The organism is Halosolutus sp. YCN4 (assembly GCF_059736495.1).
Map to the genome: position 1 here is coordinate 254,494 of NZ_JCASSM010000005.1, position 23,953 is coordinate 278,446.

The 23,953-nt window shown below is 67.4% G+C and carries 21 protein-coding genes and 1 tRNA gene; 12 read left to right on the forward strand and 10 right to left on the reverse strand.

Annotated elements, in window-relative coordinates; genetic code table 11:
* The first annotated feature begins 4 nt into the window (after positions 1-4).
* The 3 genes from AC6I6X_RS18950 (at position 5) to AC6I6X_RS18960 (ending at position 1,529) form a co-directional block, all read left to right on the forward strand.
* Positions 5-253: a DUF7981 family protein gene (locus AC6I6X_RS18950; RefSeq protein ID WP_497932118.1), complete on the forward strand. Its 249-nt coding sequence runs from the start codon at positions 5-7 to the stop codon at positions 251-253.
* A gap of 47 nt (positions 254-300) precedes the next feature.
* Positions 301-382 (forward strand) — tRNA-Ser (locus tag AC6I6X_RS18955).
* A gap of 448 nt (positions 383-830) precedes the next feature.
* On the forward strand, positions 831-1,529 hold the full coding sequence (locus AC6I6X_RS18960; RefSeq protein ID WP_497932119.1) for an SOS response-associated peptidase: 699 nt from the start codon (positions 831-833) through the stop codon (positions 1,527-1,529).
* Between the two features lie 67 nt (positions 1,530-1,596).
* Here AC6I6X_RS18960 and AC6I6X_RS18965 read toward each other — a convergent pair whose 3' ends face one another.
* Entirely contained in the window at positions 1,597-3,222 is a 1,626-nt protein-coding gene (locus tag AC6I6X_RS18965) for an ABC transporter permease (protein ID WP_497932120.1), read from the reverse strand.
* Positions 3,223-3,383: 161 nt separating this feature from the next.
* Between AC6I6X_RS18965 and AC6I6X_RS18970 the strand changes: the two genes are divergently transcribed.
* The 3 genes from AC6I6X_RS18970 to AC6I6X_RS18980 all read left to right on the forward strand — a co-directional run bounded on the left by AC6I6X_RS18970 (position 3,384) and on the right by AC6I6X_RS18980 (position 6,393).
* A complete protein-coding gene (locus AC6I6X_RS18970; RefSeq protein WP_497932121.1) occupies positions 3,384-3,914 on the forward strand; it encodes a gluconate 2-dehydrogenase subunit 3 family protein in 531 nt (176 codons plus the stop codon).
* Entirely contained in the window at positions 3,911-5,560 is a 1,650-nt protein-coding gene (locus AC6I6X_RS18975) for a GMC family oxidoreductase (protein WP_497932122.1), read from the forward strand. Before AC6I6X_RS18970 ends, AC6I6X_RS18975 begins: the two co-directional genes overlap by 4 nt.
* Before the next feature lie 65 nt (positions 5,561-5,625).
* Positions 5,626-6,393 (forward strand): dolichyl-phosphate hexose transferase, encoded by a 768-nt coding sequence (locus tag AC6I6X_RS18980; RefSeq protein ID WP_497932123.1) that lies wholly within the window; start codon positions 5,626-5,628, stop codon positions 6,391-6,393.
* Between the two features lies 1 nt (position 6,394).
* Here AC6I6X_RS18980 and AC6I6X_RS18985 read toward each other — a convergent pair whose 3' ends face one another.
* The 5 genes from AC6I6X_RS18985 to AC6I6X_RS19005 all read right to left on the reverse strand — a co-directional run bounded on the left by AC6I6X_RS18985 (position 6,395) and on the right by AC6I6X_RS19005 (position 13,444).
* Complete coding sequence (locus AC6I6X_RS18985) at positions 6,395-7,438, reverse strand: pentapeptide repeat-containing protein (protein WP_497932124.1); 1,044 nt, start codon at positions 7,436-7,438, stop codon at positions 6,395-6,397.
* 105 nt (positions 7,439-7,543) lie between these two features.
* Positions 7,544-9,832: an ArnT family glycosyltransferase gene (locus AC6I6X_RS18990; RefSeq protein WP_497932227.1), complete on the reverse strand. Its 2,289-nt coding sequence runs from the start codon at positions 9,830-9,832 to the stop codon at positions 7,544-7,546.
* Between the two features lie 51 nt (positions 9,833-9,883).
* On the reverse strand, positions 9,884-11,008 hold the full coding sequence (locus tag AC6I6X_RS18995) for an extracellular solute-binding protein (protein ID WP_497932125.1): 1,125 nt from the start codon (positions 11,006-11,008) through the stop codon (positions 9,884-9,886).
* Between the two features lie 20 nt (positions 11,009-11,028).
* Positions 11,029-12,201 carry an alpha-1 4-glucan-protein synthase gene (locus tag AC6I6X_RS19000; RefSeq protein ID WP_497932126.1) on the reverse strand — a complete coding sequence of 391 codons (1,173 nt, stop codon included), beginning with the start codon at positions 12,199-12,201 and terminating at the stop codon, positions 11,029-11,031.
* Positions 12,202-12,208: 7 nt separating this feature from the next.
* Entirely contained in the window at positions 12,209-13,444 is a 1,236-nt protein-coding gene (locus AC6I6X_RS19005) for a lysylphosphatidylglycerol synthase transmembrane domain-containing protein (protein ID WP_497932127.1), read from the reverse strand.
* 392 nt (positions 13,445-13,836) lie between these two features.
* Here AC6I6X_RS19005 and thsB point away from each other — a divergent pair, with 392 nt between their 5' ends.
* Together thsB and AC6I6X_RS19015 are read left to right on the forward strand one after the other, a co-directional pair.
* Positions 13,837-15,501: a thermosome subunit beta gene (gene thsB / locus AC6I6X_RS19010; protein ID WP_497932128.1), complete on the forward strand. Its 1,665-nt coding sequence runs from the start codon at positions 13,837-13,839 to the stop codon at positions 15,499-15,501.
* Positions 15,502-15,676: 175 nt separating this feature from the next.
* Positions 15,677-15,817, forward strand: a complete 141-nt coding sequence (locus tag AC6I6X_RS19015) for a hypothetical protein (RefSeq protein ID WP_497932129.1) — start codon at positions 15,677-15,679, stop codon at positions 15,815-15,817.
* Positions 15,818-16,026: 209 nt separating this feature from the next.
* Here AC6I6X_RS19015 and lrp read toward each other — a convergent pair whose 3' ends face one another.
* On the reverse strand, positions 16,027-16,488 hold the full coding sequence (lrp, locus tag AC6I6X_RS19020) for an HTH-type transcriptional regulator Lrp (RefSeq protein WP_497932130.1): 462 nt from the start codon (positions 16,486-16,488) through the stop codon (positions 16,027-16,029).
* Between the two features lie 126 nt (positions 16,489-16,614).
* Here lrp and glnA point away from each other — a divergent pair, with 126 nt between their 5' ends.
* Positions 16,615-17,970, forward strand: a complete 1,356-nt coding sequence (gene glnA / locus AC6I6X_RS19025) for a type I glutamate--ammonia ligase (protein ID WP_497932131.1) — start codon at positions 16,615-16,617, stop codon at positions 17,968-17,970.
* 201 nt (positions 17,971-18,171) lie between these two features.
* On the opposite strand, the gene AC6I6X_RS19030 is transcribed toward glnA, so the two are convergent.
* The 3 genes from AC6I6X_RS19030 to AC6I6X_RS19040 all read right to left on the reverse strand — a co-directional run bounded on the left by AC6I6X_RS19030 (position 18,172) and on the right by AC6I6X_RS19040 (position 21,333).
* Complete coding sequence (locus AC6I6X_RS19030) at positions 18,172-19,530, reverse strand: YhjD/YihY/BrkB family envelope integrity protein (RefSeq protein WP_497932132.1); 1,359 nt, start codon at positions 19,528-19,530, stop codon at positions 18,172-18,174.
* Between the two features lie 70 nt (positions 19,531-19,600).
* Entirely contained in the window at positions 19,601-19,882 is a 282-nt protein-coding gene (locus tag AC6I6X_RS19035; protein ID WP_497932133.1) for a YgaP family membrane protein, read from the reverse strand.
* Between the two features lie 329 nt (positions 19,883-20,211).
* Positions 20,212-21,333 (reverse strand): tRNA (guanine(26)-N(2))-dimethyltransferase, encoded by a 1,122-nt coding sequence (locus AC6I6X_RS19040; protein WP_497932134.1) that lies wholly within the window; start codon positions 21,331-21,333, stop codon positions 20,212-20,214.
* Between the two features lie 101 nt (positions 21,334-21,434).
* Between AC6I6X_RS19040 and AC6I6X_RS19045 the strand changes: the two genes are divergently transcribed.
* From AC6I6X_RS19045 to AC6I6X_RS19055, 3 genes are all read left to right on the forward strand, one after another.
* The gene (locus tag AC6I6X_RS19045) at positions 21,435-22,067 is read left to right on the forward strand and encodes a hypothetical protein (RefSeq protein WP_497932135.1); all 633 of its coding nucleotides are present in this window, start codon (positions 21,435-21,437) and stop codon (positions 22,065-22,067) included.
* Complete coding sequence (locus AC6I6X_RS19050; protein ID WP_497932136.1) at positions 22,064-23,380, forward strand: hypothetical protein; 1,317 nt, start codon at positions 22,064-22,066, stop codon at positions 23,378-23,380. The genes AC6I6X_RS19045 and AC6I6X_RS19050 overlap by 4 nt, the downstream gene beginning before the upstream one ends.
* Before the next feature lie 137 nt (positions 23,381-23,517).
* Positions 23,518-23,874 carry a hypothetical protein gene (locus tag AC6I6X_RS19055; RefSeq protein ID WP_497932137.1) on the forward strand — a complete coding sequence of 119 codons (357 nt, stop codon included), beginning with the start codon at positions 23,518-23,520 and terminating at the stop codon, positions 23,872-23,874.
* Positions 23,875-23,953 lie beyond the last annotated feature (79 nt).

Sequence of the window (23,953 nt, forward strand, 5' to 3'; positions counted from 1 at the left end):
GCGCGTGAGTGCCGATCGCTCTCCACCCGAACCGACGGCCGCGGCCCGGCGGAAATCCGCCCTCTTGTGGGGTGCCGTCGGCGCGCTCACCTTCCTCGTGCTCCTCCAGGGGTACGCGCTGGTCGTCGACCCGCTCGTGACGATCGTCCAGGGCGTCGCGATCGCCGCCCTGGTCGGGTTCGGGGCCGCGATCGGGGCCTACCTGCTCGAGGATTCGATCGCGAGGCGGGCCGCCGATCGGGCCGAGGAGTGAGGCCGTCTCGTAACAGTTAAACGACGGACGTGGTTAGGATGAGGTGAGCCAGGATGGCCGAACGGTAAGGCGCACGCCTGGAAAGCGTGTTCCCTTTCGGGATTCTGGGTTCAAATCCCAGTCCTGGCGTTTTTCGGTTTTTCACGCCGACAAGAGCGGTGTTTTTCGATTTCGAAACGGCAGTGAAAGACGCTGCGAACTGCGCTAGCGCCGGCGGCCACGTGCGGAACGGAGGACGTCCTGACACCAGTCAGATCAGCGATCGATAGAGATCGGCTGCCGACGATCGAGTACCTACTGTACGATCTCGGCGGGGGTATCGGTCTTGAGCCACCGATCGGGATCGTCCGGGTCCCGGATCTCGAGCAACCCGTCCTGACACACCACGAGTTCGTAGCGATCGGTCATGCTGGTTCGTGACCCCGACGAGGACTCCACCCCGATCGGGTATCGTAACGGGGGCCTTACCGGCCGCAGAACGGGGGGTAAACGCCCCATACTGGGTTCTGCGGGGAGTGAGGAGGCGATCGGGAGTCGGACGAACAGTGATTAGTATCGACGGCGCGTCTGGACCGCTATGTGCGGCCGGTACACGCTGGTCATCGAGCGGGACGAACTCGAAGAGCGGTTCGACGTCGCGGTTAGGGGATCGTTTCGACCGCGGTACAACGTGGCGCCCGGGCAGGAGGTACCGGTGATCACGGGCGACGAACCCGACGTCTGCCAGCGCATGGAGTGGGGGCTCGTCCCGTCGTGGGCCGACGACGATCGCGGCGGCCTGATCAACGCGCGGGCGGAGACGATCGACGAGAAGCCGAGTTTTCGGGACGCCTACGAGCGCCGCAGGTGTCTGGTCCCGGCGGACGGCTTCTACGAGTGGGTCGAGACGGAATCGGGGACCCAGCCCTACCGGGTCGCTTTCGAGGACGATCGGCCGTTCGCGATGGCGGGGCTGTGGGAGCGCTGGGAACCGGAGACGGCCCAGACCGGACTCGACGCGTTCGGCGGTGGGGTCGACGACACGAGCGACGACGGGCCGCTGGAGACGTTCACGATCGTCACCACCGAACCGAACGACCTGGTCGGAGACCTGCACCACCGGATGGCAGCCATCCTCCCGCCCGATCGCGAGCGAGAGTGGCTGACGGCGAGCGATCCGCGGAACCTCCTCGAACCGTTTCCGGCCGACGAGATGCGGGCGTATCCCGTGTCGACGGCGGTCAACGATCCGTCGGTGGACGAGCCGTCGGTACTCGACCCGATCGAGATCGAGTGATCGTGCGGCCGGCGTCGATCGAGATCGAACGAGCGGACCGTGAATTGGCGGTCCCGATCGCCGGGTACTACAGCCCTTCGCGGCCGCCCTGCGAGAGGAGGACGACCATCGAGAGTCCGGAGACGATGAGCAGGAGGAACGCCGGGATCGCGGTGTACTGGAAGTAGGCGGCCTCCTGGGCACGCCAGATGATCGTCACGAGGGTATCGAACCCGCTCGGGCGGAGGATCAGGGTCACCGGGAGTTCCTTCATCGTCGTCAGGAACACGAGCGCGGCGCCGGCGGTCACGCCGGGGGCGACGAGCGGGAGCGTGATCTTCCGGAAGGTCCGAAGCGGCGTCTCGCCGAGGGTTCGCGCGGCTTCGACCAGTTGCGGATCGACCTGGAGCGTGGTGGTCCGGATCGAGCCGACGGCCTGGGGCATGAAGCGGACGACGTAGGCGAACACGAGAAGCGGGAGCGTCTGGTAGAGCGTGGGGGCGACGGCGAGGTCGAGCGAGTCGTAAGCCGTCGCGAAGTAGACGAGCGCGAGTCCCAGGACGATCCCCGGCACGGCGAAGCCGACGTACGTCGCTCGCTCGAAGAGCGTCGCCACCGGCGACTCGTATCTCGCCGCGAAGTACGCGACCGGCAACGCCGCGAGGACGGCGACGATCGCGGCCGCCGTGGCGACCAGCACCGAGTTCAGCGCGTAGCTGAATTCGAACGCCAGCGTCTGTCGCGCGTACGGATCGCCGGTGACCATCCAGAGCCCGAGGATCCAGATCGGGACGGCGAGCGCCAGGGTGATGATCGCCGCGGGGAACGCCGCCGCCGGCCAGCGCCAGACGCCCAGCGAGACGACGGGGTCGCGTGAGCCCTCCGAGCCGTCGCCCCGGATCGTCCGGTCGGGCCGGACCCACCACTCGAGGGCCAGCACGACGAGAACGATCGCGAGCAGTTGCAGGGAGAGCAACGACGCGTAGTCCAGGCCGCCGTTGTTGTACTCGACGAAGATCTGGCGTGTGAACACCGGGAACTGCATGATCGCCGGGGTCCCGAAGTCCGAAACGCCGTACAGCGCCGCCAGCAGGGCACCCGCGACGATCGCCGGGCGGATCTGCGGGAGCGTCACCCGGCGGAACGCGTCCCACTCGCCGTGGTTGAGCGTGCGAGCGGCGTCGAGCAGCGTCGTGTCGAACGACAGCAGGGCCGCGCGGGTCGTCAGGTAGACGTACGGATAGGTGTAGAGCGTGATCACCAGCGTCGTGCCGGGGAGCCCGTAGATCTCCGGCAACCGTTCGATCCCGAGCGGCTGGAGGATCGACTGGAACTCGCCCCGCGGACCGAACGCGGAGACGAACGCGAACGCCCCGATGTAGCTCGGGACCACGAGCGGCAACGCGACGACGATCGACCAGAAGCGTCGAAAGGGGAGGTCGGTCTGGACGGTTAGCCACGCCAGGGGGACGCCGATCAGGACCGACAGAACCGTCACCGACGTCATCAGGAGGAGGCTGTTGGTGACGATGTCCACCGTCTCTGGCCGGACGAGCATCTCCCGGGCGCGAGCGGGGTCGACGGTTCGAGCCTCGAACACCAGCCACGTCAGGGGGGCGACCATGCTCGCGGCGATCGCGCCGGACAGCAGCGCCAACCCGAGCGGCACCTCGTCGGCCGCGTCGAGTCGCCGAAGCGAGGGGAGCGATTTCATAGATCTCGAGTGATCGACTCTCGGTCCGTGACCGGGAAGTGTCGATCGGTTCGGTCCCGACGCTGGGACCGCGATCGACGTGCCGGTGGTCCGGTCCCGGCCGCTACGTCGACGGTCTCGTTCCAACGGGTATAAGGTTTAGGTTTACCTAATCCTCGCGCATGGAGTTGACCAGGCGAGACGCGGTCGCCGCGCTGGCCGCGATCGGCGCCGGCGGCGCGGCGACGGTCGGCCTCCGGCGCCACCGTGAGTCGTCGGCCGAGCCGCCGGTCGACGATTCGCAGGTTCGCGAGACGCTGGTCGCCGTCGCCGACGTCGTCTATCCCGACGCGGTAACCGGGACGGCGACGTTCGTCGAGGCGTTCCTCGAGGGGCGACTGGACGACCCCGACCACGGCGCGGGAGTGCGCGAGGCGGTCGCCGACCTCGAACGCCTCTCGGAGGAGTGGTACGGCGACGGCGTCGCCGACCTCTCCGCGGCCGATCGCGACTCGCTGTTGCGCGAGGTCGGGTCGGACACCGCCGACGAGGATCCCGACGGGACGACCGCCGAGCGAGTGCGCTACTACGTCGTCAACGAACTCCTGCTGGCGCTGTACGCCTCGCCGACGGGCGGCGAACTGGTCGGCATCGAGAACCCGCAGGGCCACGCCGGCGGGATCGACACCTACCAGCGGGGGCCGGAGCCGTGAGCGCCGATCGGCCACCCGCCGAGAGCGCGGGGTCGGCGGACGCGGAGAGCGACGCCGACGACGTCGATCGGACGCCGGTCGAGGGTGCCGACGTCTGCGTCGTCGGCGCCGGGCCGGCCGGCGGACTGGTCGCCGATCGACTGGCCGCGGCCGGACGCGAGGTGGTAATCCTGGAGGCCGGGCCCCGGTTCGACCCCGACGACCGGCTCGCGCGACAGGAGCGGGCGATCCGCCCCGCCTACGATCGGCCGGCCGTCTGGGACGGCGATCCCGAACGCGACGCCCACTCGGCCAGCGGCGAGTGGTTCTACCCGCTGAACCACGCCCGCGTCAAGGGTATCGGCGGGTCGACGCTCCACTGGCAGGGGATGGTAATGCGCCTCCACGAGGACGATTTCGACTCCCGGAGCGTCCGCGGCGTCGGGGCGGACTGGCCGATCGACTACGAGGAGCTTCGGCCGTACTACGCCGCGGCGGAACGGGAACTGGGCGTCGCCGGGGCCGACGACAACCCCTTCGCGCCGCCCCGCGAGGATCCCCATCCGATGCCCGCCTTTCCGCCCTCCTACAGCGACTCGCTGTTCGCCGAGGCCTGCGACGAACTGGAGATCGCGATGCACTCGGTGCCGAACGCGCGCAACTCGGAGGCCTACGACGGCCGGAGCGCCTGCGTCGGCTACGGGACCTGCCAGCCGGTCTGTCCCTCCGGTGCGAAGTACGACGCGACCGTCCACGTCGAGCGTGCGGAGGAGCGCGGGGCGACGGTGATCGATCGCGCACCCGTCCAGCGTCTCGAACACGGCCCCGACGCGATCGAGGCGGCCGTCTACGCCACCCCCGACGACGAGGAGCATCGACAGGAGGCCGACGCCTTCGTGATCGCCTGCGGCGGCGTCGAGACCCCGCGGCTCCTGTTGCTGTCGGACTCGAGTCACTACCCGGACGGACTGGCCAACTCCAGCGGCCTCGTCGGCCGCTTCTTCATGGATCACCTGTTCGCGGGGATGGGCGGCACGCTCGACGAACCCACCCGGCAGAACCACGTCGGCTTCCTCACCAGCGAATCCCACCAGTTCTACGACGACGCCGACGCGGAGTACGCGCCGTTCAAACTCGAGTTCTTCAATTACGACGGCCCCTCGCCCGTGGAGATGGCCCTCTCGGGCGACGACTGGGGCGACGCCCTGCTCGAACGCCTCCGATCGGAGTACGGCACGCACATCGGGATGGGCGCGCTCGTCGAGCAACTCCCCCGCGAGGACAGTTACGTCGCGCTCGATCCCGATCGAACTGACGACCGGGGCAACCCCGTCCCCGACGTCCACTGGACCGTCGGCGATCGGGCCCTGCGGACGATCGAGCGGGCGAACGAGATCCAGGAACGGATCCTCGAGGAACTCGGCGCGGAGATCACCTGGCAGGTCGGTCCCGACGACACCGGGCCGGCGTACCACCACATGGGGACGACCCGGATGGGTGCGGATCCGGTCGAGAGCGTCGTCGGCCCCGACCTGCGGACCCACGACGTCGAGAACTGCTGGATCGCCTCCAGCAGCGTCTTCCCGACCGGCGGCGCGATGAACCCGACGCTGACGATCGCCGCCCTCGCGCTGAAGGCGGCAGATCACGTTCTCGACGCGATCTGAGTCGCGCCTCCAACTGTTTTAGGTGAACCTAAAAATATAAGTGCGGCGGGGAGAGAGTACCGCCAATGAGCCACACCGAGCGCGTCGAGGACGACGCGGACGAGAGCGAAACGACGGAGAGCCACGCGACGGCCGGCGATCGGGCCGACGACGACGCCTACACCTTCGATGACGTCAGCGTCGTGATGGGAACGTATAACGAGGAGGAGGCGATCGGCACGGTGCTCTCGGACATCGACCGGGTCACCGACGGAAAGGCGGAGGTCGTCTGCGTCGACGGCTCTTCGGACCGCACGCCGGAGATCGCCCGCGAACACGGCGCGACGGTCGTCACCCAGCGCCCGCAGGGGTACGGCGTCGCCGTTCGCGCGGCGATCCTCGAACCCGACCGGCCGATCGTCGTGACGACCGACTGTGACGACACCTACCCGATGGAACAACTTCCCGAGTTCCTCGAGTTGATCAACGACGGCTACGACGTCGTCAGCGGCGATCGACTCTACCACGGGGCCGACGCGATGCCGGCGTTCAACCGCTTCGGCAACCACGCCTTCGCCGCGATCGCGAGCGTCCTCATGGGGACCCGCGTCCACGACACGACGACGGGGATGCGCGCGTACCGCCGGGACGTCGTCGAGTCGATCGAGTGGACCGAGAACACCGGCCTCTCGGCTGAACTCCTCATTCGCCCGCTGATGCGGGGCTACGACGTCCGCGAACACCCGATCGAGTACCGCGAGCGCGCCGGGGAGACGAAACTCGACCCGATCCAGGGCGGTGCCGCCATCGCGAAGTCGATCGTCACGGTCTGTCTCGAAGAGCGGTTCCAGTGACCTAGAACCGCACGCTACGGGTAAGGACGAACACCAGCAACGCCATCAGCAAGGAGCCGAGCATCGTTTCGACCCCGGCGATCGCCCGCGCCCAGCTTCCGACCGGCTGGATGTCACCGTACCCGAGCGTGGCGAAGGTAATGACGCTGAAGTAGAGGCTCTTGAAGAACGCCCGCAGGAGGACGCCGCCGGGCGTATCGGTCGGATCCTCGACCCGGTAGGTCACGGCGGTGTCGGCACCCACCTCCTGAATGCCGCCGGTGAGCGGGTAGAGGGTCGCACAGAAGAGGATCAGGACGAGCGACGCCGTTACGACCCGCCAGGGGCTCGTCCCGTAGCGCATAACCCACCGCGAGCCCGCGAGTTTGAGCCCGTGGAGGTAGTCCCCGAGGCGCCACGCCTGGCGGCGCCGCAAATCCATCTCCCGGATGTAGTACTCGGTGACGCGTTCGGAGAACGCGTTCTCATCGTAGAGGCGCTGAAGTTCCCGATAGACCCACCGTGCTGATTCCACGCGTTCGGTGACGCCGCTCGCGCTCGTCGCCTCGGAGAGTTCCGCCTCGTAGATCGGCCGCTCGTCGAACGCGGTGTCGAGGTTGATCCTGACGTCGGTCAACCCCGATCGGTAGAGCCGCGCCCCGGAAAAGTCCGCACCCCGGAGGTCGGCGAAGACGAACACCGCGTCGTGGAGGTTCGCCTCCCGGAATGAGGTCTCGTGGGCGTCGACGTCCCGGAACGTCGCCCGACGAAGGTCGGTCCGCGAGAGGTCCGCGCGGTCGAGCGTCGCCTCCGTGAAGTTGGCGTCCACGAGCGAGCACCCTGCGAGCAGATCGGTTCCGCTCAGCGGTGCTCGACGGAAATCCGCGCCATCGAGTCGTTCGCCGTCTTCCGGGCAGTTCCGCTCGTAGGCGGACGCCGGCACCGTGCTATCGGTGTGCCAGACGCAGCGATCGGTCTCCTGCCAGGTGGGTCGCCAGCAACAGACCGATCCTTTGTCGCCGATGCCGCTGATATTCGCGACGTGGCCGCAACGTTCCTCGGACATACGATCCGTACCGGAAGCCGATTCCTAACGGTAGTGCCTGAACTGTGCCCGACGGACCGGGGCGATCGGGCTCCCGTTTCGCTACCCTCTCGCACCGGTACCCGATTACCGTTCCGCGAGTCGCGTCTCGAAGGACTCCCACTCGCGGTGGGTATCAGATCGATCGGGCAGGTAGGTCCCTTCGGTGCCACAATCCGTGACGAGCAGACAGCCCCGTCGTTCGGACGGCCAGACGACCTCGATCGAGTCGCCGGTCGTCCGGACGGTCACCGCTTGCCGGTACGTGAACGTCCCGCCGTCGAACTGGACCAGCGTGATTTCGAGGACGACCTCGTCAGTCGCACCGAGCGGGACCGTCGCGTTCTCGGCGGCCGCCAGCCGCGCCCTGGCGCCGCTTTCGTCGCCGGTGTCGTCACCGACGCCCCCCGACTCGAGGCCCCACTCGACCGCGATCGAGCTACCAGGGTCGTCGATCCGGTGAGTGGCCATCGCACCGCTCTCGTTCTCGAGGCGGACGATCGCCCGATCGACCCCCTCGGGGACGCCGACGACGGTCTCGCCCGCGACGGACTCCGCCTCGCGGACCGACAGCGGTTCGAGCGCCGCGGTGATCGGCCCGCCGGGAGACGGCGACCACTCGCCCCGATAGGTATACCGATAGACGTCGCGATCGGGGTAGGCGTCGAGCACCGCGAAGTCCCGCTCGGGCGGCCCGTCGAGCGCGTAGACGACCTCCCCGTCGAAGCCGGGATCGTTCCGGAGCGACTGGAATGGGTGGTTCTGCCACTGGCCGTACGGCGTCGGCTGGAAGACGACCGCGTTCTCGAGGTCGCGCTCCTCGAACGGCTCGTAGGCCGACGCGAACCGATCGGTGTGAGCCGCGTTGCGCTCGATCGGTGCCGCGAGGAGGGCGGCGTTGGCGACGCCCACGACGAGGACGCTCGTCACCAGGGCGGCGAGGAGGACGCTCCGGACTGCGCGGGGCGAGCGCGACGCAGCGAGTCGATAGCGAATCGCCCCGTCGCGGAGCCGCCGCCAGCCCGCGACGAGGCCGAACGCGGCGAAGACCGACAGGGGGACGAGCAGATCGAAGTGATAGAAGGGGCCGAACTGGGAGACCAGTCCGGTCGTCGGGTCGGCCATCCCCGCGAGCACGTTGAAGTTGCCCCAGAACGCGAGATTGCCCAGCGGCACGGTCACCAGCAGGCCGGCGAGAAGAAGACCCGCGGTTCGGCCGACGGCCGCCGCTTCGCCGTCCGTCGATCGGTCGTCCGTCCGCCCGCCGCCCGCCGATTCCGTGTTCGACGATCGATCGGTCGAAGCACTCGTCGAGAGCCGATCGAACGGGACCGGTCGCCACCGCCGGAGTGCGAGACCGAGTCCCGCGAGCGCGGCGAGCGAGCCGATCGGCCCCGCGGTGAACCAGCGCGTCGCGAGGTACCAGAGGGCGTAGCCGTTGGCCTCGAGCGCCACCGCCGGCGTGTACGCGATCGAGTGGTCGAGGATCCGCCGGGTCCCGAAGCCGGGGCCGTCGCGCGGTGCGAACGCCTCGTAGGGGAACGTCAGGGGCGACCCGGTGAGCCGGGCGTTGTACGCGAGCGTGACGCCGACGAACGCCAGTCCGATCGCCGCCGTCAGCGCGTTCCGTCGGACCGGATTCGGGAGCGATCGGCGCGGCGATCGATCCGCGTCGCGCACCGATCGCAGGATCGTCCAGCAGGCGTGACAGATGAACGGCGCGGCGAAGAGGACGGCCGTGTACGGGCGGGCGAAGAACGCGAGTCCGATCGCCGCGCCCGCAACGCCCGCGTGCCGGAGACGACCGTCGCGAACGCCGCGGAGGTACGCGACGGCAAAGAGCAGGTTCAGGAGCGTCGTCGGCGCGTAGGGCAGGAACACGGACGACGTGAGGAGGGCCATCGGCGAGGCGGCGAAGAGGGCCGCGGCGACGACGCCGACCCGTCGATCGAAGCCCATCGACCCGAGGACAGCGACGAGCGCCGCGTTCGCCGCCGCGACGATCGCGAGCGTCACCCGCGGCTCGTCGAAGAGCGCCATCGAGACGGCGTACATCGCGGCCGGAACGGGCGCGTACTTCGGGTAGAGTCGACCGCCGTCCGCGACGAAGAACCACGGTCGGAACGCGCCGGCGAGGTCACCCGCGTGGAGTTCGAGTTGCCCCTCGAGGAGCATGGCCGCCTGCAGGAGGTAGACGGCCTCGTCGTCGTTGCTGGAGTGATACGGGAACAGCTGCGTCGCGATCGCGAATACGGCCGTCCCGGCGAGAGCGGCGATACAGAGGGCAACGAGCGCTTCGCGATCGGTGACGTCGCGAATCCTGGCGAGACGGGAACGGACGGACGACGAGGAGGGTCGACGGCGGGGATCGGGTATCACGGCGTGACGAACGTGGAAGTGGGACAGACGGTGTGACTCGCCAGGTGCTCAGGTGCTGATCCCGACCTCACGCATGAGGTCGATCGCCGGCTGGCGGTCCGACAGCTGGGCCAGGTCGAGGTCCGGGACGTCCAGTTCGTCGATCGTCGGCAGGTCGCCGACCGGCTCGACGCCGGAGATCAGCGGGTACTCGAACGTCGAGGTGGCGAAGTACTCCTGGGCCTGCGAGGAGAGCAGGTGGCGGACGAAATTCTCCGCGAGGTCGGGGTCGTCCGTCGCGTCGGTGACGGCGGCACCGGCGACGTCGAAGACCGATCCCGCGTCGCCCTCGGTGAAGGCGGCGGCGATCGACGGGTCGTCCGACCCGTCGCGGACCCGCTGGATGTAGTAGTGGTTCGTGAAGCCGGCGTCGATCTCGCCGTTGTTGACCGCGTCACAGACCTCGAACTCGCCGCCGTACTCGGTGATTCCCGAGTCGACGACGCCCTGGAGCCACTCGCGGGTGGCGTCTTCGCCCTCGAGGAGGCGCATCGCGGTGACGAACGACTGGCAGGAGCCGTAGGAGGGCGCCCAGCCGAGATCGCCGTCGAAGTCCGTCGCGTAGGCGTCGATGCTGTCGGGCATGTCGCTCTCCGAGAGCGCGTCCGTGTTGTACGGGATCGTCCGCGCGCGGCCAGAGGTTCCGATCCACTGGTCGGTCCGGAACTCCGAACGGACCATCTCGAGGAGGTCGTCCGAGAGCGATCTCGCCTGGCCGTCGTCGGCGAGTTGACCGAGCGCGGCCGCATCGACCGTGTAGAAGACGTCCGCGGGCGTCCCCGACCCCTCCTGGCTGATCTGGTTGACGAGGTCCGACGAGTCGCCGTAGCGGGGGTCGATCGAGAAGTCGTCGTAGTACTCCTCCAGGTCGGTGATGAGCGCGCCGACGAGGAACTCGCTGCGGCCGGAGTAGACGGTGAGTTCGCCCTCCAGATCCGGGAGCTCTTCGATCGGGGTGCCGCCGGGTTCCGGCCGGCCCTCGCGCCCGGAGCCGATCTGTCCGAAGACGTTCTCGCCGTCGTCGTCGTCCTCGCTGCCGATCAGGCCGAGACAGCCGGCCAGTCCTGCCGTGCCGAGTGCGGCCGAGCCGGCGAGGAACGCCCGGCGGCCCGCCGAACCGTCGTGTCGAGTCATATCTTTTAGGCTGACCTAAATCAACTTATAACCGTCGATTCTGCCGTGCGGGAGGACGATCGATCGAGCCCGTGGAGGCAGTCGAGCCAGTCGAGCATGTACTCGCCGACGTGGTTGAAGAACGCGCCGTTGGTGTAGTCGGACCAGTCGCCGTGTGCGAGTTCGGCCCCCATCGCCTCGAAGACCGCGGCGTAGGAGTCGGCGTCCGCTCCGACGTCGTCGATTACTCTCCAGAGGTGTTCGTTGAGTTCGAGGCCCGGCACCTCGTTGTTGAGGTCGTCGAACGTGCTTCGCGGGGCCTTGTTGTGCTCGCAGAGCGGCGCGCCGTTGTAGATACGCTTGCCCAGCACGTCGCAGGCGCGCTTGAGGAAGACGCCGCTCCAGATGTCGTCGAACCGCCCGACGTCCCACTCGTTGTCGTCCATCGGCAACTGGTAGAACGCGGGGATCACCTCCCGGCGGAACGCGAGGTTCATCGAGCAGACGGTGAGGTAGTTCCCGCGAGCGGCGACGAAGTCGGCGCCGAAGTCCTCGCGACTCGTCCGGGTCTGGGCCTGGCCCTGGAGGTCGCCGTCCATGAGAATGCGGACGGCGTCGAGGTCCGGGACGTTGGTCCACAGCCCCTGCGAGGCGACGACCTCGCCGGACTCGATCGCGGTCGTGCCGGTCTCGATCGTTTCGTCCATCGCCGAGTAGGGGTAGCCGCGCGGGTAGAGGCCGTGACCGTCCGCGTTCTGGTAGAGGACGTTGACCCAGTTCTCGTCGGAGGAGACCGCCTCGATCTCGCCACCGAACGCGAGGTTGTCCATGTGGGTCCCGAAGAAGTCCTCGTCGTCGTGGGGGAGCGTATCGTCGTCGATGAAGAAGCCGAACTCGAACTCGTCGTGGGCCCACATGTAGAGCAGCCCGAAACTCGTCTCGGCGTGACTCGCCGCCGGGACGACGTGGCCGTACTCCGCGATGCCGTGGTCGGCGTACCACTCCTCGCGGCGCGTCCCGTCGAAGACCTCGCCGGAGACACCCGCTTCCTCGAGCAGTGCTTCCATCTTCCCGGTCTCGCAGAAGTCCTCCGTGACGAGGACGACGTGGAGTCGCGAGAGATCGAACCCGTGCTCGCGGGCGTTCTCGAAGTACGAGCGCATGCACTCGTACTCCCGTATCGTCGGGACGATAACGCAGATATCCTGACTCATTGCTCGCCTATTTTTTAGGTGAGCCTAAAAAGTTGCCGGTCTCCGCCGATCGGGCCGAGTGGGACTCTTCGGCGGCGTTCGACAGGGAGACGCCGAGCGACGCGACCGCGCCGGTGCCGCCGACCAGCGTCACGACGTTCTTCAGCGCGTGGTCGACGAGCGCGGCCGCCAGCGCCGTGCTCGCTCCGACCGGCGTGAGGCCGACGACGATCGCCGTAAAGGCCGCCTCGTAGAGGCCGACCCCGCCCTGGGAGAGCGGCAGGACCTTCGCGAGGTTCCCGACGCTGACCGCGAGGGTCCCGACCGCGAGCAGGGTTCCCGTCGGCAGACCGCTATCGAGCGCCGCGAGGACGAGTACAGCGGTGAGCACGTCCAGCGACCACACGGCCAGGCTCGCCCCGCCGATCGCCACCATCGCTCGCGGCTCGCGGGCGACCGTCTGCACGTCCGCCGCGAACCGGAGGGCGGCCTCGAGCACTCCCCGGAGTCGCGGCGAGCCGTCGATCCGCGATCGGAGCCATCCGCCGAGCCCGTGGGTCGATCGGGCCGAGGTCACGACGACGGCTCCCACGCCGAGGGTCAGGGTGGTCACGATCCCCGCGGCGACGAACGCGGTCCGCGCGCTGCCGGTCGCCGCGACGATTTCGAGCGGGCCGGTCCCGTCGCCGATCGCCAGTCCGGCCATCGCGACGCCGGCCAGGACGGCGATCGTCGCCAGATCGAAGACGCGCTCGACGGTCAGCGAGGCGAATCCCGACGCGTAGGGGACGTCCCGGTAGGTATTGACGACGGACGCGCGAACCGCGTCGCCGGCCCGCGCGGGGATCGCGAGGTTGGCCGTCTGGCTGACGAAGACGGCGAGCGTGAGAAACGTCGTCCCGACCGGATGGCCGATCGACCGGAGGATCGACCCGTAGCGACGGCCCCGGATCGGCCACGAGACGACGTAGACCGCGACCGCAGCGGCCAGCACGAGCGGGTCGGCCGTCGTGACCTCCGCGGCGATCGTTCCGACGTCGATTTCCCGGGCCGCGACCGCCAGCCCGAGGAGGACGAGAACGGTGCCCGCGAAGGTCACCCGGCGTCGCGTCAGCGCCGCGGCGAAGCCGTCGGTCGACGATCTGTCTCCGGCCACGTTCGACCGCGTTTCGGGTTCGTCATCGCCGTCCGACGCCGACCCGGTCTCGCAACTCCGCGGGGACGATCGCTGGCCGTCGATCGGGGACCGCCGGTCGCCGCACATGCTCGAACGCTACGAGCCCAGATATTTAAGCCCACCTAAAACGCGCCGAAAGCGGGTCGTCGGTCACTCTCGGAGAGGTTTTCGCCTGGGGACACGAACAGTATCGGCGATCGGCGGGAGCGGTGACGGGGGCGCTCACGACCACGAATGGTCACGTCGCGCGCGGGGAGCGACCCGGCCTCGCCGATCCGCGAGCCAGCTTAGAGGCATATAAAAGCACCGTGTGGACGATCGACACGATACGATCCACGAGCGTCACGTCCCGGATCGGTCGAGGGCGATCATCCCGCAATGGGGCGGTTTTCGACGACTGGATTCGGAGCCGCGATCGGACGGCCCGAACGGCGTAACGAAAAACTTATTTGGAACCACAAACAATCACTCGCTCGACTATGAGCCAGCGAATGCAGCAGGGACAGCCGATGATCGTAATGAGCGAGGACTCCCAGCGCGTCAAGGACAAGGACGCGCAGGACTACAACATCAGCGCCGCGCGTGCGGTCGCTGAAGCCGTTCGCTCTACGCTCGGCCCGAAAGGGATGGACAAGATGCTCGTCGACTCGATGGGCTCCGTCACCATCACGAACGACGGCGTCACCATCCTCCAGGAGATGGACATCGACAACCCGACGGCCGAGATGATCATCGAGGTCGCCGAGACCCAGGAGGACGAGGCCGGTGACGGCACCACGACGGCCGTCGCGATCGCCGGCGAACTGCTCAAGAACGCCGAGGATCTCTTAGAGCAGGATATCCACCCGACGGCGATCATCAAGGGCTTCCACCTCGCGAGCGAGCAGGCCCGCGAGGAGATCGACGACATCGCCGAGGACGTCGACACCGAGGACGAAGACCTCCTGCGCTCGGTCGCCGAAACGTCGATGACCGGCAAGGGCACCGAGGTCAACAAGGAGTACCTCGCGGAACTCATCGTCGAGGCCATCCGCCAGGTCACCGTCGAGAACGACGAAGGCGAGAACGTCGTCGACCTCGAGTACCTCAACATCGAGACCCAGACCGGCCGTAGCGCCGGCGAGTCCGACCTCCTCGAGGGCGGCATCGTGGACAAGGACCCCGTCCACGACAACATGCCCCGCTCGGCGGAAGACGCTGACATCCTCCTGCTGAACTCCGCGATCGAGGTCGAAGAGACCGACGTCGACACTGAGGTCTCCGTCACCGATCCGGACCAGCTCCAGAAGTTCCTCGACCGCGAGGAACAGCAGCTCCGCGAGAAGGTCGACGCGATCGCCGACCTCGGCGCGGACGTCGTCCTCTGCCAGAAGGGCATCGACGACCTCGCCCAGCACTACCTCGCCAAGGAGGGCATCCTCGCCGTCCGCCGCGCCAAGAAGTCCGACCTCGAGTTCCTCAAGGAGGTCGTCGGCGCGAACATCGTCTCCGACTTAGAGAGCGCGACCGAGGACGACCTCGGCCACGGTGACATCACGCGCGACGACGAGGACGAACTGTTCTACGTCGAGGGCGAGGACGCCCACGGCGTCACGCTCCTGCTGCGGGGCTCGACCGACCACGTCGTCGACGAACTCGAGCGCGGCGTCAACGACGCCCTCGACGTCGTCGCCCAGACCGTCTCCGACGGCCGCGTGCTGGCCGGCGGCGGCGCGATCGAGGTCGAACTCGCCTCGCGCCTGCGCGACTACGCCGACTCCGTCTCCGGTCGCGAGCAGCTGGCCGTCGAGGCCTTCGCCGACTCGCTCGAACTCGTCCCGCGCGTGCTCGCCGAGAACGCCGGCCTCGACTCGATCGACACGCTCGTCGACCTGCGTGCGGCCCACGACGAGAACGACGTGACGGCCGGCCTGAACGTGTTCTCGGGCGACGTCGAGGACACCTACGAGGCCGGCGTCGTCGAACCGGCCCACGCCAAGGAGCAGGCGGTCACCTCCGCCGCCGAGGCCGCGAACCTCGTCCTCAAGATCGACGACATCATCTCCGCCGGCGACCTGTCGACGGACAAGGGCGACGACGAAGAAGGCGGCGCGCCCGGCGGCATGGGCGGCGGTATGGGCGGCGGCATGGGCGGCATGATGTGAAATCGGCCCCCTGACCGCTACTCACTGCCGACCCGCCGTTCCGCTCGCACCGACCGTCGATCGATCCCGATTCTCGATTTTTTCGCGACCCAGTAGCGACTGCTCGGGAGGAGACGGGTCGGTGTTCGCGACTGGCAGGCCGGCGAATTATTGCCCTCGCTCCGGTACGATCGGTATGACCTACCAGACGACGATCGGCTGGTCGCTGTTTTCCTCCGGCGTAGTTACGCTCGTTCTGAAAGTACTCCCCGGCGATTCGCTCTGGTGGGGGCTCTTGCTCCTCGCTCTCGGAGCGGTGCTGCTATACGTTCGTTGAGGTGCAGACGACGGTTCTGGTCGCCGACGCCGTGGCCCACGGCCGTGGCGGGCACGGACCGGCAATCGGGTTCGCACACCGTGACGAACGCTGGCAGCCGGTCGTGGCGAATACCGGCAGGCGATCGGCAGACGACGGCCGAGACGCTCGTCGACGGGGTCGACTGACCGAAAATCGAGGACTGGTGTTCGTGCTGGTGGTAGCGACGTTCAGGCGTCCTTGACGTCGAGTTCGAACTGTTCGTTCTCGCTGACCGCGTTGAGGACGACGCTGGTGTTCGATGCTTTGATGTCGGGATCCGTGAGGAGTTGTTTGATCTGGTCGTTCATCCCGTCGGTGTCCTTGAACTTCCCGATCGCGATCACGTCGTAGTCGCCGGTGACCTCGTAGACGCTGGTCATCTGGCGGTGTTCGCGGAGCGTATCCGTGATGTCCGGCAGGGCGTTCCCTTCGACCTGAAGCTGGATGACCGCGGTCACGTCGTAGCCGACGGCGTCGTAGTCCACGCGCGGCGTGTACCCTTCGATCACGCCCTGTTCCTCGAGATCCGAGAGGTGGTTCGAGACCGTCGTCACGGACACGTCGAGTTCCTCTGCGAGGCTGCGGAGGCTCGCCCGGCCGTCTCCGAGGAGGGCATTCACTAGCTTTGCGTCGAGATTTTCGTACGTCATCACGCTTACCCACTCACTCTAGCCTTTAGAAGTTTACGAATATCCAATTCCTCCCGAAAGACCGAAGAATTGCTCGGAGCAGTAGGGTTTTAGTAGCAGAGATACTTGGATACGCCGACGAGAAAGATGACAAGCGGAAACATTACGGAGGCCGAGCAGGCCGTATTGGACGAAATCGAGGACAACGATATCAGTTTCCTCCGACTGCAGTTTACCGACATTCTGGGCACGGTCAAGAACGTCTCGGTTCCGGCACGCCAGGCCGAGAAGGCTTTCTCCGAGGGAATCTACTTCGACGGCTCTTCGATCGAGGGATTCGTCCGCATTCAGGAATCGGACATGCGTCTCGTCCCCGATCCGGACACCTTCGCGATTCTCCCGTGGCGGCAGAAAGAGGACGGGGCCTCGGCCCGGATGATCTGTGACGTCTACAACACCTCGACGGGCGACCCCTTCGAGGGCGACCCCCGCTACGTGCTCAAGCAGGCGCTCGATCGCGCCCACGAGATGGGCTACACCGTCAACGCCGCGCCCGAACCGGAGTTCTTCCTGTTCGAGGAGGACGAGGAGGGCCGCGCGACGACCGAGACCAACGACGCCGGCGGCTACTTCGACCTCGCGCCGAAGGACCTCGCCTCGGACGTCCGCCGCGACATCATCTACGGGCTGGAGGACATGGGCTTCGAAGTCGAGGCCAGCCACCACGAGGTCGCCCAGGGCCAACACGAGATCAACTTCACCTACGACGACGCGCTGACGACTGCCGACAACGTCGGTACCTTCCGCACGGTCGTCCGCGCGATCGCCGCCCAGCACGACTACCACGCGACGTTCATGCCCAAGCCGATCCCGCGGATCAACGGCTCTGGCATGCACACACACATCTCGCTGTTCACCGAGGACGGCGAGAACGCCTTCCACGACGAGGACGACGAGTTCAACCTGAGCGAGACCGCCCACTCGTTCCTCGCGGGCGTGCTCGAACACGCGCCCGCGATCACGGCGGTCGCGAACCCGACGGTCAACAGCTACAAGCGCCTCGTCCCCGGATACGAAGCGCCGGTCTACGTCGCCTGGTCCGATCGCAACCGCTCGGCGCTGATCCGCAAGCCCGCGGCACGCGTCCCGGCCGCGTCGCGGATCGAACTCCGATCGCCCGACCCGTCCTGTAACCCCTACCTCGCCATCGCCGTCATGATCCACGCCGGCCTCGACGGCATCGAGCATGGACTCGAGGCACCCAATCCGGTTCGCGAGAACATCTACGAGTTCGACGAGCAGAAGCGCGAGGAGTACGGCATCGAGACGCTGCCGTCGAACCTCGGCGCGGCCGTCGACGCGCTCGAGGAGGACGAGGCAATCTACGAGGCGCTCGGCGACCACGTCGCGCCCAAGTTCGTCGAAGCCAAGCGCAAGGAGTTCGAGGAGTACCTCGTCGACGTCTCCCAGTGGGAACTCGATCGGTACCTCGAGACGTTCTAACCAGCGTCTCGCCGAACTCTCGACGTCTTATCGAACTCTATTTCGGCTGTGGCTCGCGTTTTTACGGTGGTCGTGACTCACGGTTTTGTGATAGTTTTCGTTTCCGGGACCGACGTCTCACGGGAGCCGTGGATCCGATCGCGAGAGAAGTCGATCGCCAGCCGGGACCGTCGATCGCCGATCAGGACCGCCAGTCGCCGATCAGGACCGCCAGTCGCCGATCCGATCGCGCAGTCGCCCGGGCGCCCCGAGCACGGAGAGGCCGAAGCCGAACAGCACCATCAGCACGTAGACGCCGAGGGTGGACGTCCAGACGACGAACATCGCGAGGATCGCCCAGGGCCCCGAGAGGAAGTAGAACGCGGCGATGGCCATCGCGGTCCCGTACAACAGCACGATGTACGGCCCCCAGCCGTGGGCGTGTCCGCGACGAACCCGGCGGCGCACGTAGCGCTTGAGTTCGCTCTCGAGGGACTCCTTCCTGACGGTCCGATCCTCGACGTTCGTCTCAAACTCGTCGACTCGATCGCGAAGCCGTTCGATCTCCTCCCGGAGCGCTTCGGGGTCGGCCGACCGGTCGCGCGTCCGTGCGGTCATCCGCGATCGCCGGCCCGAGGGCTCGTCGCCGGGTTCGCGGTCCGCGCGTTCGTCGTGATCGGGTTCGCCGTCCGCCCCGGCGCTCTCGTCGTCGCCGCCCTCGCCCTCGTCGGCACCCGTGGCGTCGTCGGTCATCGCTTCTGTAGGAAACTGTCGAGCGCGGGGACTTTGTAGCTGCCGATCCACTTCACGGGTGGCGAGGACCGCGTTGAGGACGGCCCCGAACACGACGACGATCGCCCCCGCGTACAGCCAGACGAGGACGAGAAAGACCGCCCCGAGTGCGCCGTAGACGGCGTACTCGCCGGCGAGACGCGCGTACAGCGAGAACGTCCGGCTCAGGGCGTACCAGCCGATCGCGGCGACGACGGTTCCGGGAAGGGCCTCGCGAAGCCCCATATCGACGTCCGGAAACACAACGTACAGCGGCAGGAACGTCGCGACCAGCCCCAGCAGAACGAACAGTTGCCCGAGCACGGAGATCGCGGCGAGCGGGAGCAGTCGGACGACGAGTTCGAGCGCGCCGACGAGCGCGAGGCCGATAGTGATCACGGCGAAGACGATCGTCGCGTCCCAGATCGTGTCCAGCAACGATTTCGTGCCCGCGGTGCCGTACACCAGCGAGAAGGCACGATCGAGTCCCCACATGACGCGACTCGAACCCCAGAGCAGGCCGAGGATCCCCACGACGGTCGCCCCCGTGCGACCGGTTTCGTCGACGATCGCCTCCGCGAGCAGTTCCTGTGCCGCCGGCGTGAGCACGTCGCTGGCGGCGACCGCGAGTCGGGCCGCGAGCGCCTCGCCCCCGACCGAGGCCGCGAGCGCGACCGCCAGGAGCGTGAGCGGGACGAGCGAGATGAATCCGTAGAAGGCGACCCCGGCCGCGAGTAGCGTCAGTTGCTCGCGTTTCGCGACGCCGAAGACCCGACGCGTGAACGCGAGTCCCTGTCTGTAGTCGATCACACGTCCCTCTATGCGGGATGGAGGGAAATATGCGATCGTGTAGCACGACGTCGTCGCGAAAAATCGGGGTTCAGCTGGGGCGACCGGCCTGCAGGTCCTCGGTCTCCGACTCGGAGCGGTCCGTACCCCTGTGGGTGTTGATGCCGAGCATCGAGTTCATGGGACACGTCTGCGTGAATGCAGTGGTCGTCAGCACCGCACCGACGACGAGCGCGAGCACGGCGAGGACCGTGCCGACGGTCCCGGCAACGATCGAGAACAGCCCAGCAACTGCGGCGATACCGACGATCAGCAGTACCGGACCAACGATGAACCGAATTCTGCGGTCGTATCCGCCGACGTTCTTTTCCATGGCGTATTTCACCGTCTCGTCCGTACGCTACGCAACGGCATAACGTATGCATATAGTTCCCAAATAATCGGCCGTTTCCGGCGATCGTGCTTGCCGCATCCCGGCGTTTTGATCTACCGAACGTTCTTCTTCCCGGCTACCGAGTGTTTCCCTCCCGTCTATCGAGCGTTCCGCTCCCTGGATACCGTGTGCTGCCCTCTCCGGGTACCGGATCACTCGCAGGCAACCGGTACTTACGGCCGCGAATCAGGGAGTCGATCGCGAGTCACGGATTCTCCGACAGCCGGTCGACACAACGGCATCACCCGAATCAACGCAGCGGCGCCCGATCACTCGAGATTGTCCGCAGTCGCCGCACGGATCTCGCCGACGCTCGCGTCCGTCTTGAACGTCGTGCCGCCGTAGTGGGCCCGCGAGGCCGCGTGGCCCGCCTCGCGCAGATCGGCGAGGAAGTCGTCCATCGCGTTGGCTGGCAGCCCCCAGTTCCGGCAGAGTTTGTGCTGGTCGTAGTGGGTCGGCGTGTCGAGTTCGGCGGCGAGCGTCTCGCAGAGCTCTCGGGCCTTCTCCGCGGTGCCGAACGCGTCTGGGAGTTCCCCGCGAACGCGCTCGACGAGCTCCGGATCGTGCACGACACCGAGCCAGATCGGCCCCGCCGCGAGCAGGCGTTCGCCCCCGCAGTGGGGACAGGTCTCGATCGGGTCGGCGATCAGCCCGGGGTCGTGCTCGCGGTAGAGACAGTCCTCGCAGTGGTAGATGTACCCTAGCTCGTCGATCGCGGCGTCGGCCGACGTGGCCCGGTGGTCGAGTTCGAGGTAGGTCCGGACGTAGTGGCTGGTCGCGTGGGTCAGAATCGGCTCGACGCCGACGTCGAACCGGGCGGCGCTCCGGGCGAGCGCGGAGAGGAGGACCCGGACGCCCATCTCGGGGTGGTAGTCGGTGTTGCGGGGAACGGCGGCGTACGAGCGGACGCCGCTGTTGAAGTGGGCGCCACACAGCGGCGCGGTGTCGGTCGCGGTGACACAGACGAGGTCGCGACAGTTCGCGAACGCCGCGTCGGCGAACGGCATCGGCGTTCCGTAGGGGTCGAGGTCGATCACGTCGAACACCTCGTCGTGCATGAGGCCGTTGACGTTCCGGCGCTCGACGGACGCCGCCTCCCGAAGGCCGTTTCGCGCTACGTTCTCGCGGGCCAGTTCGACGGCCTCCTCGTCGACGTCACAGCAGGTGACGTCCCAGCCGTCGGCCGCGGCACGAACGCCGCGGACCCCGCTCGCGGTCATCGCGTCGAGATAGGTCTCGGCCCGCTCCTCGCGGTCGCGGTAGGCCCGCAGCGTCGCGATCGTCAGATCGCGGTTGAGTTCCTGTCGGGGGTTGTAGAAGACCGACTCCTCGACTCCCTCCGTCTGCTCGCCGGGGACCTCGAGTTCGACTCCGCCCTCGGTGACGCGCATACGGGACGGTTCGTCGGGGAATGGCGAAAAGCGCGGTGGTCTCGGCCGAACGGCGACCGATCACGAAAAGATACTTACACGACGTTTGTAGAGTAGTCGGTATGTCCCTGCCCTCGTGTACGCGCCGCGGTGCCCTCCATGTCGGCGTCGGCGTACTCGCGCTCCTCAGCGGCTGTAACGGAACCGAAGATTCCGAGTCCACCTCCGAACCGAGAGAGGAGATCGACCTTATCGACGGCGTCGACGTCCACACGTTCCGGTTCGAGACGGACGATCGCGAGGTCGTCGTCGAACGGGAATCCGACGACGACGGTCGTCGTCGAGGGCTGCCCTACGTCCTCGAGCGCGACGCCGTCGACCGACTCGAGGTGCGCTACGACTCGGTCGACGGAGACGCGGGAGGCAGTCCACTGGCGGTTCTCCGCGAAATCGACTACCAGGAAGCGATCGGTCTCGTGCTCCAGGAGCGCGTCTCTGCCTGCTATCGGCACTCCGTCCAGTACGTCGCACACCGGACGCCCGGCGACGAGACCAGCGGCGTCGACGTCGAGTTTTGCCGCACGACGCGCGACCCCGACGTCGCGTGTTCGCTCGACGACGAACAGGTCCAGGTCACCGTCCTCGAGGTCCCGATCACCTACGAGACGGGTCCGTCCGGGCTGTCGAGGGGAAGCAGTAGCAACTGTCGGTTGCCGCCGAACCATCCCGCGTACACGGAGGGCGAGCGCGAATGACCCGCCGCACCACTCGCCGCCGGTTCCTCGAGGGCGGGGCCGCGCTCGGAACGGTCGCCCTCGCTGGGTGTTCGTTGCGCGAGTCGACGGATCGGCCGTCGGTCGACGCCGGCGAGAGCGAGTTGCTGGCGGTCGCCGACCTGGATCGTCCCTCCCACGTCGAAGACCTTCCCCTGTCGATCGAGGACGGCCGCGTCGAGGAAGGGGTCGATCGCGTCGAGTCGCTACTCGAGCCCATCCCTGACGATCTCGCCGCGGAAATTCCTAACGAAGCGGTTCGGACGTACGTCGACGAGGAGCGAGACGAGGCCCGCGAACGACTCGGGGGACTCGAGGCCGACCCGACGAACTACGAACGGCTGACGGGATTGCGGGCCGCACGCCGCCGAGCGGGCGAAGCGGAGGGTGCGTACGCCGCCGCGACCGCGGACCGGGAGCGATCGGACGTCCACGACGACGTCGACGCGCTCGAGGAGGCGCTGTCGACTGCCGAGGGAGAACTCCGTCGGGTCGGCAGCGCGGACGAGCCCCACCACGCGGTCGTCGTCTACGACGCCATCGAGGACCGCCTCGACCTCACGGAACGATCCATCGAACAGGCCCGCCGCCGCCTGCCGGGCGCGTCGACGGTCGACGCCGTCGGCCAACTCGCCGAACGGTACGAGACGGCGTCGGCCGCGCTCGAACAGGCCCGGTACCTGATGGATCGACAGGCAGAGGCAGGCGACCGGCCGCTCGACGACGAGTTCGAGTCGATCGCGGCGATGCTTCTCGAGGAACTCGAGAATCGCCTCGAGGACGTGCCACTCGAGAGCGAGAAACCGGCCCAGGACCTGTTCGAAGCACCGGTCGAGGGGACGCCTCGAGAGGAAGCGGGGTGGAACGCCGTCCGGCGGGTTCGGTCGAACTACGACCGCGCCGAGGACGCGTTCGAGTCCGGGCAACTCGCACAGGCGCTCCGGTCGCTCCACACGGTCGAGACGGCCCGGCGTGTGACCGGACGGCTGCAATCGGCGGTCGACGACGGCGAACTCGAGCGCCCCGGCGACGTCGACGACCTCGAGGCGGCGAAACGGGACGCGGTCGACGCGATCGAAACGACTCGAGCGGAGACGCCGTACCCCTACCTCGTCGGGTCGAGCCTCGGGCTGGCGGTGTCGGGCGTCCGGAACGCCGACCGGCGACTCGAGAGGTATGCAGAGCGCGAGCCGGATCGAACCGCCGTGGGCGCGATGGGAGAGTACGCCTACGCGGCGGCGTGGGCGCGGGCGCTTCCCGAGGCGACCGAGTGGTTCGTCGACGCGCTTCGCTGATACGGATTGCGGTGCCGATGTCCGGCGAAGTCACAGACGGGGCGCGGTTGCGTCGGACCTGACGTACAGCAATCCGTATCCGTCGCGACGGGCCCGACAACCGAACCGATTTTACAGTTCGGCGCACAGTTCCGATCGTGCCGGAGGCCACACCCGTCGATCGCTGGCAAGCCGCCCTCGAGGAAGCGGGCGAGTTGACGCCGGCGATCGTCGAGCGGATCACGAACCTGCACGGCGATCGAGGAGCCCGTGCCATCGAGGCCGTGAGCGAAAACCGGGTGAAGGCCTACCGCGATTTCACGATCGTCGTCGGTTACGAGGACGAGTACATCGTCGAGGACGGCGGCTGTACCTGCAAGGACAGCGAGTACAACCTCGATCCGGAAGACCCGACCGATCTCTGCTGGCACGCGATCGCCGTCGCGATCGCCCGACGGGTCGGTTACGTCGACTACCACGACATGTGGTACTCGGACGTGCGCGAACTACTCTGAAGACGAGCGGATACTGGCGTGACCCCATCGGTCCTTGAATCGCCACGGGTCGAGAACGGTACGATAGGAAATTGTTCGG